We start from the raw sequence: 13444 nt of genomic DNA on the forward strand, positions 1-13444 counted from the left end.
AGCTACGTCTCATGACCGATCGCATCCGCTGGGGCATCCTGTCGACCGGCTCCATCGCCGCCACGTTCGCCGAGGACCTCCGACTGCTGCCGGATGCCGAGCTGGCCGCGGTCGGGTCTCGCAGTACCGAGTCCGCGGAGCGTTTTGCGGCCGCCCACGGCGCGGCCCGGGCGCACGGCTCGTGGCGGGCCCTGGTCGAGGACCCGGACGTGGACGCGATCTACATCGCCACCCCGCACAGCGCGCACTACGAGGCCGCGCTGCTCGCCCTGCAGGCCGGCAAGGCGACGCTGTGCGAGAAGCCGTTCACCCTCGCGGTCGCCGAGACGGAGGCGCTGATCGAGGCCGCCCGCGCCGGCGGCGTGTTCCTCATGGAGGCCATGTGGATGCGCTGCATCCCGGCGATCCGGCGGATGGCCGAACTGGTCCGCGACGGCGCCATCGGCGAGCCGGTGTCGGTGCACGCCGATTTCGGCATGCAGGGCCCGTTCCCGGAGACCTCCCGGCTGCGCGACCGGCGCCTGGGCGGCGGTGCCCTCTACGACGTGGGCATCTACCCGGTCACGTTCGCCCACCTGTTCCTCGGCGCCCCGGCGGCGGTGTCGGCGTGGGCGCGGATGAGCGCCGGCGGCGTCGACGAGAACACCGGCATGCTCTTCGGCTACGACGGCGGCGGGGTCGCCGCGCTGACCTGCTCGCTGCTCGGCGACACCCCGCGGCGGGGCGCGGTCACCGGCACGCTCGGGCGCCTCGAGGTCGAGCGCGACTTCTTCCATCCGACCGGCTTCACGCTGTGGCGCGACGGGGAGGCCTCCGTCTTCGAGCTGCCGTACGAGGGGCGGGGGTACCAGTTCGAGGCCGCCGAGGTGCACCGCTGCCTGCGCGAGGGCCTGCTGGAGAGCCCGCTGGTGCCGCTCGACGAGACGCTCGGAATTCTGCGCGTTTTGGCGGAAGTTTCCGGAATTATCGGACTTGACTATTCGAGCTGAGGGCTGAACGGGACGGACGTAGCGTCCCGGCCTCGCTACTGTCCGCCGTGTGACTGAAGAGATCCGGGCCGAGCCGGACGCGCTGATCAGGCTGGCCGACGCCGCCCTGACGGCCGCGGACGAGCTCGGCAACGACTACCGCCACAGCGTCCGCGACCTGATGCCGCCGTCCGGCGCCTTCGGCAACACCGCGGCGTCCGGCCCGCTCGCCGGCGTCGCCGATCGGCTGCAGTCCGATGCCCGGCTGGCGGTGTATGTGCACGCACAGATCCTCGAGGCGGACGCCGACAAGCTGCTGCAGGCCGCGTTCGCCTACGCCGCGGCGGACCGGATGGCGGCCGAGGGCATGGGCGGCGCGCGCGGCGCGCAGCTGTAGCGGGAAAGCACGGGGGTGCGAAACGTGGGAACAGACAAGATCGAGGTCGAGTACGAACCGGTCATCGTGGACAACGTGTGGGAACTGGAGGCCCAGCCGGACGTGCTCGCCCGGGCGGCGCAGGCCTGGTGGGCGGTCGGTTCGAGCGCACTGACGGCCCTCTCCACCCTTGACCACTCCGCGGCGCCGGTGCTCGGCGGCGCGTGGGACGGCGAGGCCGCGGCGTCCTACCGGCGGCACTACCGGCGCATCGCCGAGAACCTGGACGAGATGTCCCGGGCCGCATACGACACCTCGGCCGCGTTCGACGGTGCGGCGGCCGTGCTGCGCCGCGGCCGGGAGCAGCTCGGGGACGCCTTCGCCCGGGTGTGCGATGCGGTCGCACACCAGGGCGGCAGCGCGACGGTGATATTCCGGCCGGCCGATGCCGGGCAGGTCGAGGCCGTCCGGGCCGCGATCGCCGAAGCCGGCGACATCCGCTCCGACATCGAGCGCGGCCTGAGGCAGCATGAGGCGGCGCTCGCCCGGGCGCGCGACGCCTGGCAGCAGCCGGGCCAGGCCGCGCTGCCGGAGATGACGGGCGCGGCGGTCAGCTGGTCGCCGCCGCCCGCGACCGGCTTCGATGCGCGGCTGGTCGACGGGAAGTTCGTCGTGCAGACCGGGGCCGGCGACGACCAGGTGACGGTCGACGACGGCTCCGTGACCGTCGGCGGTGTGCGGCTGGCCATCCCGGCGGGGGCGACGCTCGTCCTGCGCACCGGAGCCGGCGCCGACGCCGTGACGGTGCAGGGCGAGCACGGCGTCACGGTGCTCGGCGGCGACGGCGACGACCGGCTCGACGGCGGCGCGGGCGGCGACACGCTGATCGCCGGCGCCGGGCTGGACACCGTCCACGCCGGGGCCGGCGACGACCGGGTCAGCCTGGGCCTGCTCGGTGATGGCGGCATCACGCACCTGGGCGTCGAGGAGGTGGCCGACCTCGGCGACGGCGACGACCGGCTGTGGGGCAGCTTCGGCAACGACCATGCCGACGGCGGCGCCGGCCGGGACCTGATGTTCGGCGCCTCGGCCGGCATCGACCGCTTCGACGGCGGCGCGGGCGAGGACGTGCTGGACGGCGGGGCCGGCGCCGACGAGCTGTATGGCGGCGACGGCGCGGACCTGCTGTCCGGCGGCGACAGCGACGATCACCTCGAGGGCGGCGCCGGCGAGGACACGCTGCTCGGCGGCGCCGGGAACGATCGCCTGGACGGCGGCGGCGATCGCGACGTGGTCCTGGGCGGCGACGGTGACGACCACCTGGACGGCGGCGCGGGCGACGACTGGATGGACGGCGAGGCCGGGCACGACACGCTGTACGGCCGCGACGGCGAGGACTCGTTGCACGGCGGCGAGGGCAACGACTACCTCGACGGCGGCGCGGGCGGCGATCTCCTGAACGGCGACGATGGCAACGACACGCTCTACGGGCTCGACGGCGACGACGTGATCGACGGCGGCGCCGGAGACGACTACCTGGAAGGCGGCGCCGGCGGCGACATCGTCGACGGCGGCGGCGGAGCCGACGTGCTCTCCGGGGGCGGCGGCGACGACGAGATCATCGGCGGTTCGGGTGACGATGTCGTCTACTCCGGCGACGGCCACGACGTGGTGCTCGGCGGCGACGGGCGCGACACGCTCTACGGGCAGGGCGACGACGCCGGCGGCCTGTCGGGCATCGAGCGGATGACCGCGACGGAGGCCGGCGGCGACGATCTGACCGGGTTCATCAAGATCGGCGGGGACGCGGAGTACCAGGCGCGGGTGAAGGCCGACCTGGCGCTGCTGGCCGCGTCGCCGGAGGGGCGCGAGATGCTCACCGCGCTGCGCGGTCAGGACCTGCGCATCGAGCCGATCGCGGTGGACAACGGGTTCGCGACGGCGGACCGGGTCATCAGCTACAACCCGGCCTGGACCGACCTGGCCTGGACCGGCCGGTCGCCGGGCGCGCAGACGCCGCCCGTGGCGGTGCTGTTCCACGAGATGGCGCACATCTACGACTACGAGCACGGCGGGGTGGACACACGGCCCTACACGCACCCGTCCACGCAGGACGACGGCGTGTCCAACCTCGAGCGGAAGGCCGTCGGGCTGGCGATCGACGACGACGGCGATCCGGGCACGCCGGAGCGGCTCGACCCGGATCACCCGGCCGATCTCACCGAGAACGCGCTGCGGGCCGAGATGGGGCTCGAGGCGCGGACCAGCTACCGGTAGGTGGTCAGGAGAACAGCCAGTGCGCCGGCAGGTAGGTGAGCACCGCGATCAGGGCGGCACCGGGGAAGGTCAGCACCCAGCCGATGACGATGTTGCCGGCCACCTGCCAGCGCACGGCCGACAGGCGCTTCGTCGCGCCCACGCCCATGATGGCCGAGGTGATGCTGTGCGTCGTCGAGATCGGCAGGCCCAGCTGGGAGGTCGTGAAGAGCACGCCGGCGGCGACCGTCTCGGCCGCGAAGCCCTGCGGCGGGTCCAGGTCGATCACCTTGCGGCCGAGGGTGCGGATGATGCGCCAGCCGCCGGAGTAGGTGCCCAGGGCCAGGACCGTCGAGCAGGCCAGGAAGACCCACTCCGGGATGTGCGTCTTCGTGCTCTGGAAGCCGCCGGCGTACAGGGCCAGGACGATGATGCCCATCGTCTTCGCCGCGTCCTGCATGCCGTGGCCGATCGCCATCGCGGCGGCCGACACGGTCTGGGCGCGGCGGAAGCCCCGGTTGAGCCGGCGCGGGTTGCCGCGGCGGAACAGCCACATGAGGGCCACCATGAAGGCGCCGCCGAGGAGGAAGCCGACCATCGGCGAGGCGACCATCGGCACGACGACCTTGTCCACAATGCCCGACCACAGCACGTGAGCGTCGGCGCCGAGCCAGGCGGCGCACAGGGCGGCGCCGACCAGGCCGCCGAAGAGGGCGTGCGAGGACGAGGAGGGCAGGCCGCGCCACCACGTGAGGAGGTTCCACACGATGCCGCCGACGACGCCGGCGAACACGATGCCGAGGCCGGTCAGGCCGACCGGCGGGTCGATGATCCCGCCGCCGACGGTCGCGGCGACGTGGCCGCCGAGGTGGGCGCCGAGGAAGTTGCCGGCGGCGGCCATGATCAGGCCGACCCGCGGAGTGAGCGCGCGGGTCGAGACCGACGTGGCGATGGCGTTGGCGGCGTCGTGAAAGCCGTTGGTGTAGTCGAAGACCAGAGCTACCAGGATGACGGCGATGACGGCGATGAGCTCGGAGCTGATGGCTAGGACTCCTTGACCACGATGGTCTCGACCGTGTTCGCCACGTGCTCGAAGGCATCGCAGGCCGCCTCCAGCTCGTCGACGACCTCCTTCATCTTGAGCACCGTGAGCGCGTCGTACTCGCCGGAGAACAGGCGCACCAGCGACATCCGGTAGGCGTTGTCGCCCTCGTTCTCGAGGCGGTTGCACTCCACCCAGTACTGCTCCAGGTCCTTCATCGACTTGAGCCGCGGCATGGCGTCGGCGGTGAGCCGGGACTGCTGGTCGAGCACCTTGACGATCTCGTGGATCTCGCGGGGGAGGGAGGGCAGCTTGGTGAGGCCGTAGAGGTACAGCAGGCTGCCGACCGCCTCCAGGTGGTCCATGACGTCGTCGAGCTGCGAGCCGAGCCGGTAGATGTCCTCGCGGTCGAACGGCGTGATGAAGCTCGAGTTGATCTTCTTGTAGAGCTCGTGCGTGATCGCGTCGCTGTCGTGCTCGACCTCGACCAGCCGCTCGCTCACGGACTGCACGTCGACCCCGGGCACCGCGAGCTCGGAGAGCAGGTCCGTGCCTCGGACGAGGTTCTTGGCCGCGCGACTGAACAGCTCGTAGAACGAATCGTCGCTTGGACGCAGCCTGAACCGCACAGTTGACCTCAAAACATCAGCCGGGAGCCGGGGGGATCTCTCAAAGCGAGAATGCTAAGACCCTTCACCTGCGATCGCCGCACCGAGGTCCCTTGTGAGCTGGTCGTTCATCTCCCGTTCACCCATGATTCAACTTGCTCGGCGGCGCGCTCCGGGGCGTACCGGACCGGCGCCGCGCGGTGCTTGTAGGTGCGCTGCGCCGGCCGGCGCAGGAACCGGGCGAGCGCGGACCGGTGGCGGCTGCCGATCACGTCGACCTCGGCCGCGCGCAACTCGCGCCAGAAGGCATTGCGCACGCGGCGGGGGCCCTCGGGGACGTCGACGAAGCGGATCTTCCGGCCGCCGGCGTGCGCCGCGCGCACCAGCGAGCGGATGATGTGCCGCGCCTCGGCCGGGAACTCCGGCCACTCCTCGTGGCCGTCCCAGCCCAGCCGGGCGGCCAGCGGCCCGGTGACCATCGGCGCGACGCCGACCGGCAGTCCGCCCGGCTCCAGGTCCGAGAAGCGGCCCTCCAGGAAGGCGTACCGCTCATAGGCGCCCAGCAGGTCGGCCCTCGACCAGTGCGGGCCGGTGAGCACGACGGTGATGGCGCCGGGGACGACCCGCCCGCCGAGGAAGGTCGTGAGGATCGCGGCGTGCGGGCGCAGCAGGCGGTCGAGCGTGTCGTACTCCCGGCCGGTCGCGCGCACCGCGCCGGTCTCCGGGTCGGGCTCCGGCTCGGCCCGCACCAGCAGCAGGAACGGCTCGGCGCGGCGCGGGTGCACGCGGCCCAGCGGGTTGCCGGCGACCCGCGTGGCCAGCGGCGTCAGCACCGCCTGGTCGAACGTGGGGGCCGGCTCGCCGGGCGGCATGGCGCAGGTCAGCCGCAGCGTCGGCGCGGTGGTGTCGGTGTCGACGCGCACGCCGACCTCGACGCCGGCGTACCCGGCGCGGGCGGCGGTGGCGGCGGGGTCGACCGGGCCGTCGAGCGCCACGTACAGGCCGGCGGCGAGGTAGGGCCGGCCCCGGCGCACGCGCGCGGCGACGCCCGCTGCGAGGGCCCCGCTGCCCGCCAGCCCCACGAGCCCGGCGGCGACGGTGGCCAGGGCGTTATCCATGGACAAAATGGTACTTAACGCTCATTTCGCACGCTGGTTGAATGGGGCGTGTGACCGATGCGTTTTTCGAGCACCGCGGGCACCTGTTCGGCGTGGCGTACCGGATGCTCGGCCGCCGGGCCGACGCGGAGGACGCGGTGCAGGAGGCCTGGCTGCGGTACCAGGCCGCGGATACCTCCGGCGTGGCCGACCTGCGCGCCTGGCTGACCACGGTGATCGGGCGGCTCTGCCTGGACCAGCTGCGCTCGGCGCGGGTGCGGCGGGAGGCGTACGTCGGGCCGTGGCTGCCGGAGCCGCTGGTCGAACGGCTGCCCGACGAGGGCGCCGACCCGGGCGAGAAGGTGGCGCTGGCCGAGAGCGTCAGCTTCGCGCTGCTCGTCGTCCTGGACGCGCTGACCCCGGAGCAGCGAGTCGCGTTCGTGCTGCACGACGTCTTCGGGGTGCCCTTCGCGGATGTGGCCGGCACCCTTGGTACCACCGCGGAAAATGCCCGGCAGCTGGCCTCGCGGGCCCGTCGGGCGGTCGCGGCGGGCGAGCGGCGGCACACCACCGACCGCGCCCGGCAGGCCGAGGTGCTCGCCGCCTTCACCGCCGCCGCGCAGGACGGGGACCTCGCCGGGCTGCTCAAGGTGCTCGCGCCCGACGTCGTGGCGATCGGCGACGGCGGCGGCCTGGTGTCGGCCGGCCGGCGCCCGGTGGTCGGCGCCGACGCGGTGGCCCGCTTCATCATCGGCCTGGCCCGGCGGGCCGAGCGCTACGGCTGGACGGTCGAGCCGGCGCTGGTCAACGGCGACGTCGGCGTGGTCGTGCGCGGGACCGGCCCGGTCGGCGTCACCGTGCTCGCGGTGTCCCCCGAGGGGCTGATCACGGGCATCTACAACCAGCTCAACCCGCAGAAGCTAGGCGACGAGCTCTAGCCAGCGGTGGTACGCCGAGCCGAAGGGCTCCAGCCGGTCCCCGACGGCCGACAGGAGCCAGTCGGCGCTGGCCTGGGCCTCGGCGATGACGTCGGCGGGGTAGCCGTAGCGGACCTGGTGTACCGCGAACTCGTCCTCGTCGGCCAGGATGACCTCGCCGGTGCGGCGGCGGATCACGTCGAGGTCGAGGTCGATCGCGGTGACCTCGGTCTCACTCGGCCAGTGGGCCACCGACGTGATGTCGCAGTAGATCTCCGTGCGGTGGGGCGTGGCGTTGAAGCACGCCGTCCACCACGCCCGGCGGGGGAAGAGCAGAACGTGCGGGGACTCGACGGGGCCCGTCGAGGTGGTGCCGCGGTGCACGGGCGTGCCGGTCCGCGCGCCGAGCCAGATGCCGTGCTCGTCCTCGCCGAGCAGGTCGGTCTCGTAGTTCCAGTGCAGTGCCCCGTCGAACTTCCGCCAGACCACCCGGACACGCTTCATGGGGAAAGATTCTGTCGTACGCGAGGGGTAGCGTGCTCGGACGTGAGAGCACTGGATGTGGTCGACCTCCTCGGCGTCGCCGTCGGCGCCGTGCCCGACGGCGCCGAGCGCCCCGGCCAGCAGATGATGGCCCGGGCGATCTCGACGGCGGTCGAGCGGGAGGAGCATCTGCTCGTCCAGGCGGGGACGGGGACCGGGAAGTCGCTGGCCTACCTGGTGCCCTCCCTCCTCGTCGAGGGCCCGGTGGTCGTCTCGACCGCCACCCTCGCCCTGCAGTCGCAGCTCGTCGACCACGACCTGCCGCGCCTGGCCGACGCCGTCGAGCCGATGCTCGGCCGCCGGCCCACGTTCGCGGTGCTCAAGGGCCGCCACCACTACGTCTGCCTGGCCCGGCTCGAGGGCACGGCGGCCGAGGAGCCCGAAGACGGGCTGTTCGACGTCGGCGAGGCGAAGCCAACGAAGTGGCTCGGCGAGGCCGGCCGGCTCGGCAAGCACATCGACCGGCTGCGCGACTGGGCGATGGAGACCGAGACCGGCGACCGCGACGAGCTCGACCCCGGGGTCGACGACGCGGCCTGGAAGCTCGTGTCGATGCCGGCCCGCGAGTGCGTCGGCGCGCAGCGCTGCCCCTACGGCGCCGAGTGCTTCGCCGAGTTGAGCCGCTCCCGGGCCCGCGAGGCCGACATCGTGGTCACCAACCACAGCCTGCTCGCCGTCGACATGCTCACCGGCCGGCAGATCATCCCGCCGCACGAGCTGCTGGTCGTCGACGAGGCGCACGAGCTCGCCGACCGGGTCAGCTCCGCGTCGCAGGCCGAGCTGACCCCCGAGCTGCTGGAGCGGGCCGCCCGCCGGTGCCGCCCCTATGTCGACGACGAGGTCGCCGACCGGCTCATGGAGGCCGGCGACGTGCTCACCGTGGCCCTGGCCGAGGTGCCGGCCGGCCGGGTCGTCGGCGCGCTGCCCGACGTGCTGCTGGAGGCCCTCACCCTGCTCGACGGCGGCGGCCGCAAGGCGGTCGAGGCGATCGGCGAGGTGCGCGCCGACGACGCCGACCCGGTGCGCAAGCAGCAGGCCCGCACGATGGTCGCCGACCTGACGAAGATCGCCCAGCGCATGATCGCCAACGCCGAGCACGACGTGACCTGGGTCGAGCGCGACGAGCGGGGCCGGCGCGCGGTCGTGATCGCGCCGCTGTCGGTCGCCGGCACGCTGAGCACCCACCTGTTCAGCGAGCGCACGGTCGTGGCCACCTCGGCGACGCTGGCGCTCGGCGGGCAGTTCGACACCGTCGCCCGCTCGCTCGGCCTGCCGGTCGCCGTCGAGCGCCCCGCGCCCGCCGGCACGCCGGCCGAGGAGGCCCGCGAGGCCGTGGTGCGGGCCGACGAGGCGCGCGACACCGCCGGCCTGGCCTGGACCTCGCTCGACGTCGGCTCGCCGTTCGACTACGCCAAGCAGGGCATCCTCTACGTCGCCGCGCACCTGCCCAAGCCGCAGACGTCGGGCCTGTCCGAGCCGGCCGCCAACGAGATGGTCGAGCTGGTGCAGGCCCTCGGCGGCCGGGCGCTGGGCCTGTTCTCCTCCCGCAAGGCCGCCGAGCGCGCGGCCGAGGTGCTGCGGGCCCGCACACCCGGCATCACGATCCTGCTGCAGGGCGAGGAGGCGCTGCCGATCCTGGTCCGCAAGTTCCGCCAGGACCGCAACAGCTGCCTGCTCGGCGTGATGTCGCTGTGGCAGGGCGTCGACGTGCCCGGCGACGCGTGCCAGCTCGTCATCATCGACCGCCTGCCGTTCCCGCGCCCCGACGAGCCGCTGTCGGCCGCCCGCTCCGACGCGGTGCAGGCGGCCGGCGGCTCGGGCTTCGCCGCGGTGAGCGTCCCGATCGCCGCCGTGCGCCTGGCCCAGGGCGTCGGCCGCCTGATCCGGTCGCGCGGCGACAAGGGCGTGGTGGCGGTGCTCGACTCGCGCCTGGAGCATGCGACCAGCTATGGGCCGTTCCTGCGCAAGTCGCTGCCCCCGTTCTGGTACACCACCAAGCCCGACGTCGTCCGCGGCGCCCTGCGCCGCCTCGCCTCGTCGTAGCCCGCTGCACTGGGGCCGGGCCGCGCGCGGGCTTCACCGTGCGGCCGCGCTCGCCCGCGCCGTTCGGTCGCCCCCGTCGTGCGGCCGCGCGGGCCATGTGGCGCTATGGCTGAACGCGGTCGAGCCCGCTCACGTTCCGCGCCGCCTTTGTGGCGCCCGCGGCGCGTTGTGCGCCGCGCTGCGTCGTCGCGTCCGCGCCGGCCCGTGTTGCGTGGCCGGCGCGCGGGACCCGGGTTTCTCAGGCGGTCCGGTCGCGGCGCCGGCGGCGGGGGAGGGTCAGGACCGTGCCGAGCAGCAGCAGGCCGCACGCGACCTGCTCGATCTTCAGCCACAGCGGGAACGGGCCGGGGAGCGCGACGATGATCGCGATCGCGGTCACCATCACGATCGAGACGATGCGCAGGCGGCGTACGTCGCCGCGCAGCGCGAAGACGTTCGTCAGCGCGGCGCTCGCGACGACGATCGTGCCGCGGATCCACACCGCGGGGTTCACGATGTCGGCGTGGTGGTGCAGCGCAATGATCACGGCGAGGGTCAGCAGGCTCAGGGCGAGGTAGCCCGCGGTGAGGATTCGTGGCGTTCGCATGGCCTCAAGGCTGGCCGCGACCGGCCTCTCAACGCATCGGCGCCAAGGTAGAACCCGCGTCTCCAACCCCGGTTAGATGTGCCCGGCCATGTAGGCGCGTTGAATGGCTTCATGGCCGCTGAGGAGAGCACCCCCGCGCTGGCCGCCCTCGACGCGGGGCGGGCGCAGCGCGCCGCGGTGATCCGCTGGCTGCGCCCGCTCGCGCCGCTCGTCATGGCGGTGGTCGTGTGGGGGGCGTGGACGACCACGCCCGCGCCGGCGCTGAGCGGGGCGGGGCGGCCGGTGCTGATCGCGCTGGCCGCGTTCGTGCTGTGCGGCGCCGGCGTCGTGCTCACCGTGAGCGGTCGCCGCCTGCCGCTGCACGCCGCGTTCGTCGGCGGGCTGCTCGCCGCCTCGATCGCGCTGGTGTGGCTGCAACCCGACGGGGTCGGGGTGGCCGGCATCTTCGTCGGCATCTCGTTCCTGGCGCCCCTGCTGCGCTGGCACATCTCGATCCCGATCACGGTCGTCGCGCTGGTGCTGATCGCCGTGGTGATCACCTCGGCCCGCAACGGCTCGCTGACCTCGGCCCTCCTCGACGCCGTCATGGTCGGGGCGTTCTACGGCATGCTCGTCTTCGCCATGCGGCTCGGCGAGGCCAACCAGCAGGCCGAGCGGCTGGTCGAGGAGCTCGAGCGGGGGCGCGCGGCGCAGGCCGAGGCGGCCCGGCTGGCCGAGCGGCAGTGGCTGGCCCGCGAGATGCACGACGTGCTCGCCCACTCGCTGTCGGGGCTGATGCTGCAGCTGGAGGGCGCCCGCATGCTCGCCGTGCGCGAGCCGGGCGACCCGCGGCTGCCGGTCGCGATCGAGCGGGCCCAGCAGCTCGGGCGGGCCGGGCTCGACGAGGCGCGCCGGGCGATCGGGCTGCTGCGCGACGCCGAGCTGCCGAGCCTGTCCGAGCTCACCGCCGGCTTCGCCCGCGACCACGGCGTGCCGTGCGCGTTCGACCAGGAGGGGCCGGAGCGGCCGCTGCCGTCGCCGGCGCAGCTGGCCGTGTACCGCGTCGCCCAGGAGGCCCTGACCAACGCGGCCCGCCACGCGCGGCCGTCGCGGGTCGCGGTCCGGCTCTCGTACGGCGACGACGCCGTCCACCTGACCGTGGAGGACTTCGGCGAGCCGCCGCCGGTGCCCGTGCCGGGCGTGGGCTACGGCCTGACCGGCATGCGCGAGCGCGCCGAGCTGCTCGGCGGCTCGCTGGCCGCGGCCCCGACCGCGACCGGCTTCCGGGTGGAGCTTAGGGTGCCGGCGTGACCATCCGCGTGCTCCTGGCCGACGACCAGCGGGTCGTCCGGGAGGGCCTGTCGCTCGTCCTCGGGCTGCTCGCCGACGTGGAGGTGGTCGGGGCGGCGGCCGACGGCGACGAGGCGGTGACGCTGGCCGAGCGGCTGCGACCCGACATCGTGCTCATGGACCTGCGCATGCCGCGCTGCGACGGGGTCGAGGCCACCCGCCGGCTGCGGGAGCGCGTGCCGGGCGTGCGGGTGATCGTGCTCACCACGTACTCCGACGACCGCTCGGTCCTCGAGGCGCTGCGGGCCGGCGCGCGCGGCTACCTGACGAAGGAGGCCGGCGGGGAGGAGATCCGCGAGGCGCTCGAGCGGGTCCTGGACGACGGGGCGGCGATCGATCCCGCGGTACAACACCATCTGCTCAACGCCATCGCGCAGCCCGGCGCCGTTGCCGCGCCGTCCGGCCCGCCGCCCGACGGGCTCACGCCGCGGGAGGCCGAGGTGCTGCGCCTCGTCGCCGCGGGGCTGTCCAACGCCGAGATCGCCGGCCGGCTGTTCATCAGCGAGGGCACCGTCAAGAGCCACATCAACCACCTGCTGGCCAAGATCGATGCGCGGGACCGGGCACAGGCGGTCGCCTATGCGTACCGCCACGGGCTGGCGGATCACCGGTAGGCTGCCGCCTGTGGGACAGGTCAGGTCGGCGGGGTCGGAATTCGGCATGGGGCTGCGGCTGCTGGGCCGGGGCTTCAAGCGGTATGGCGCCAACCCGCGCCTGCTGCTGCTCGGCGCCATTCCGGCGGTGATCACGTTCGCGCTGTTCGCCGTCGCCTGGGCGTTCCTGATCATCTATATCGACGAGATCGCCTCGGCGATGACCTGGTTCGCCGACGACTGGTCCGACGGGCTGCGCAAGGTGGTCGAGTTCGGGGCGGGCGCCGGCGTGCTCGTGGTGGCCGCGCTGATCTCGGCCCTCACGTTCACCGCGCTGACGCTGCTCATCGGCGACCCGTTCTACGAGGTCATCTCCGAGCGCATCGAGGAGGGGCTGGGCGGCACACCCGGCGCGGTCAACCTTCCGTGGTACCGCACATTGTGGCCCAACCTCGTGGACTCCATCCGGCTGATCACGCTCGGCATCATGCTGGCGATCCCGCTGTTCCTGCTCGGCTTCATCCCGATCGTGGGCCAGACGGTGGTCCCGGTGCTCAACGCGATCGTCGGCGGCTGGCTGATCACCGTCGAACTGACCGGCATCCCGTTCAACCGGCGGGGCCTGCGGCTGCGCGACCGGCGCAAGATCCTGCGGGCCAACCGGTCGATGGCGCTCGGCTTCGGCATCCCGGTGTTCCTGGTCCTGCTGCTGCCGGTGGTGGCGATCGTCGTCGTGCCGGCCGCGGTCTCCGGCGCCACGCTCATGACCCGTCGGCTGCTGGGCCTCAACATCGACCCGCTGCCGCCGGTGGCCGATCGGGGCCCCGGCCCGGCGCCGCTGCTCGGCCGTCCGGCCTCGTAGGCACCGCGCCCGCCGTGCCGGCCTCGTGCGCGCCCGCCGTGCCGGCGTCGTGCGCGCCCGCCGTGCCGGCGTCGTGCGCGCCCGCCGTGCCGGCGTCGTGCGCGCCCGCCGTGCCGGCGTCGTGCGCGCCCGCCGTGCCGGCGTCGTGCGCGCCCGCCGTGTCGGCGTCGTCCGCGCCGTTGTGTCGGTCAGTCTCGTTGGTGTCGCCGTGCCAGCAAGCCCCG

At 73.7% G+C, this 13444-nt stretch carries 13 protein-coding genes; 8 read left to right on the forward strand and 5 right to left on the reverse strand.

All coding sequences use genetic code 11. The features are described 5' to 3' along the window. Positions 1-11 precede the first annotated feature (11 nt). Genes ACQEVU_RS54230 through ACQEVU_RS54240 form a run of 3 tightly spaced genes read left to right on the forward strand, consistent with a single transcriptional unit; the run spans position 12 to position 3621 of the window. Positions 12-989, forward strand: coding sequence for a Gfo/Idh/MocA family protein (locus ACQEVU_RS54230; RefSeq protein ID WP_433338881.1), 978 nt, complete (start codon positions 12-14; stop codon positions 987-989). 49 nt (positions 990-1038) lie between these two features. Then, the gene (locus ACQEVU_RS54235) at positions 1039-1365 is read left to right on the forward strand and encodes a hypothetical protein (RefSeq protein ID WP_433338883.1); all 327 of its coding nucleotides are present in this window, start codon (positions 1039-1041) and stop codon (positions 1363-1365) included. A gap of 24 nt (positions 1366-1389) precedes the next feature. After that, positions 1390-3621, forward strand: a complete 2232-nt coding sequence (locus ACQEVU_RS54240; RefSeq protein ID WP_433338885.1) for a M91 family zinc metallopeptidase — start codon at positions 1390-1392, stop codon at positions 3619-3621. Positions 3622-3625: 4 nt separating this feature from the next. On the opposite strand, the gene ACQEVU_RS54245 is transcribed toward ACQEVU_RS54240, so the two are convergent. From ACQEVU_RS54245 to ACQEVU_RS54255, 3 genes are all read right to left on the reverse strand, one after another. Beyond that, positions 3626-4642 (reverse strand): anion permease, encoded by a 1017-nt coding sequence (locus ACQEVU_RS54245; RefSeq protein WP_433339764.1) that lies wholly within the window; start codon positions 4640-4642, stop codon positions 3626-3628. Between the two features lie 2 nt (positions 4643-4644). Beyond that, positions 4645-5271 (reverse strand): DUF47 domain-containing protein, encoded by a 627-nt coding sequence (locus ACQEVU_RS54250; RefSeq protein ID WP_433338887.1) that lies wholly within the window; start codon positions 5269-5271, stop codon positions 4645-4647. A 107-nt stretch (positions 5272-5378) separates the two neighbouring features. Then, on the reverse strand, positions 5379-6368 hold the full coding sequence (locus ACQEVU_RS54255) for a hypothetical protein (RefSeq protein ID WP_433338889.1): 990 nt from the start codon (positions 6366-6368) through the stop codon (positions 5379-5381). 41 nt (positions 6369-6409) lie between these two features. Here ACQEVU_RS54255 and sigJ point away from each other — a divergent pair, with 41 nt between their 5' ends. Continuing rightward, positions 6410-7285 carry an RNA polymerase sigma factor SigJ gene (gene sigJ / locus ACQEVU_RS54260; protein ID WP_433338891.1) on the forward strand — a complete coding sequence of 292 codons (876 nt, stop codon included), beginning with the start codon at positions 6410-6412 and terminating at the stop codon, positions 7283-7285. Here sigJ and ACQEVU_RS54265 read toward each other — a convergent pair. Next, positions 7268-7768, reverse strand: a complete 501-nt coding sequence (locus tag ACQEVU_RS54265; RefSeq protein ID WP_433338893.1) for a DUF402 domain-containing protein — start codon at positions 7766-7768, stop codon at positions 7268-7270. The genes sigJ and ACQEVU_RS54265 overlap by 18 nt on opposite strands. A 123-nt stretch (positions 7769-7891) precedes the next feature. On the opposite strand from ACQEVU_RS54265, the gene ACQEVU_RS54270 reads away from it, so the two are divergent. Further along, entirely contained in the window at positions 7892-9850 is a 1959-nt protein-coding gene (locus tag ACQEVU_RS54270; protein ID WP_433339765.1) for an ATP-dependent DNA helicase, read from the forward strand. A gap of 238 nt (positions 9851-10088) precedes the next feature. Here the strand turns inward: ACQEVU_RS54270 and ACQEVU_RS54275 are convergent, their stop codons facing one another. Beyond that, positions 10089-10436, reverse strand: a complete 348-nt coding sequence (locus ACQEVU_RS54275; RefSeq protein ID WP_433338895.1) for a hypothetical protein — start codon at positions 10434-10436, stop codon at positions 10089-10091. A gap of 111 nt (positions 10437-10547) precedes the next feature. On the opposite strand from ACQEVU_RS54275, the gene ACQEVU_RS54280 reads away from it, so the two are divergent. Genes ACQEVU_RS54280 through ACQEVU_RS54290 form a run of 3 tightly spaced genes read left to right on the forward strand, consistent with a single transcriptional unit; the run spans position 10548 to position 13220 of the window. Next, a complete protein-coding gene (locus ACQEVU_RS54280; protein ID WP_433338897.1) occupies positions 10548-11726 on the forward strand; it encodes a sensor histidine kinase in 1179 nt (392 codons plus the stop codon). After that, positions 11723-12379, forward strand: coding sequence for a response regulator (locus tag ACQEVU_RS54285; protein ID WP_433338899.1), 657 nt, complete (start codon positions 11723-11725; stop codon positions 12377-12379). Before ACQEVU_RS54280 ends, ACQEVU_RS54285 begins: the two co-directional genes overlap by 4 nt. A 10-nt stretch (positions 12380-12389) precedes the next feature. Continuing rightward, positions 12390-13220 carry an EI24 domain-containing protein gene (locus tag ACQEVU_RS54290; RefSeq protein WP_433338901.1) on the forward strand — a complete coding sequence of 277 codons (831 nt, stop codon included), beginning with the start codon at positions 12390-12392 and terminating at the stop codon, positions 13218-13220. Positions 13221-13444: the final 224 nt, after the last annotated feature.

It is taken from the genome of Dactylosporangium sp. CA-139066 (genome assembly GCF_050936175.1).
Lineage (GTDB): Bacteria > Actinomycetota > Actinomycetes > Mycobacteriales > Micromonosporaceae > Dactylosporangium.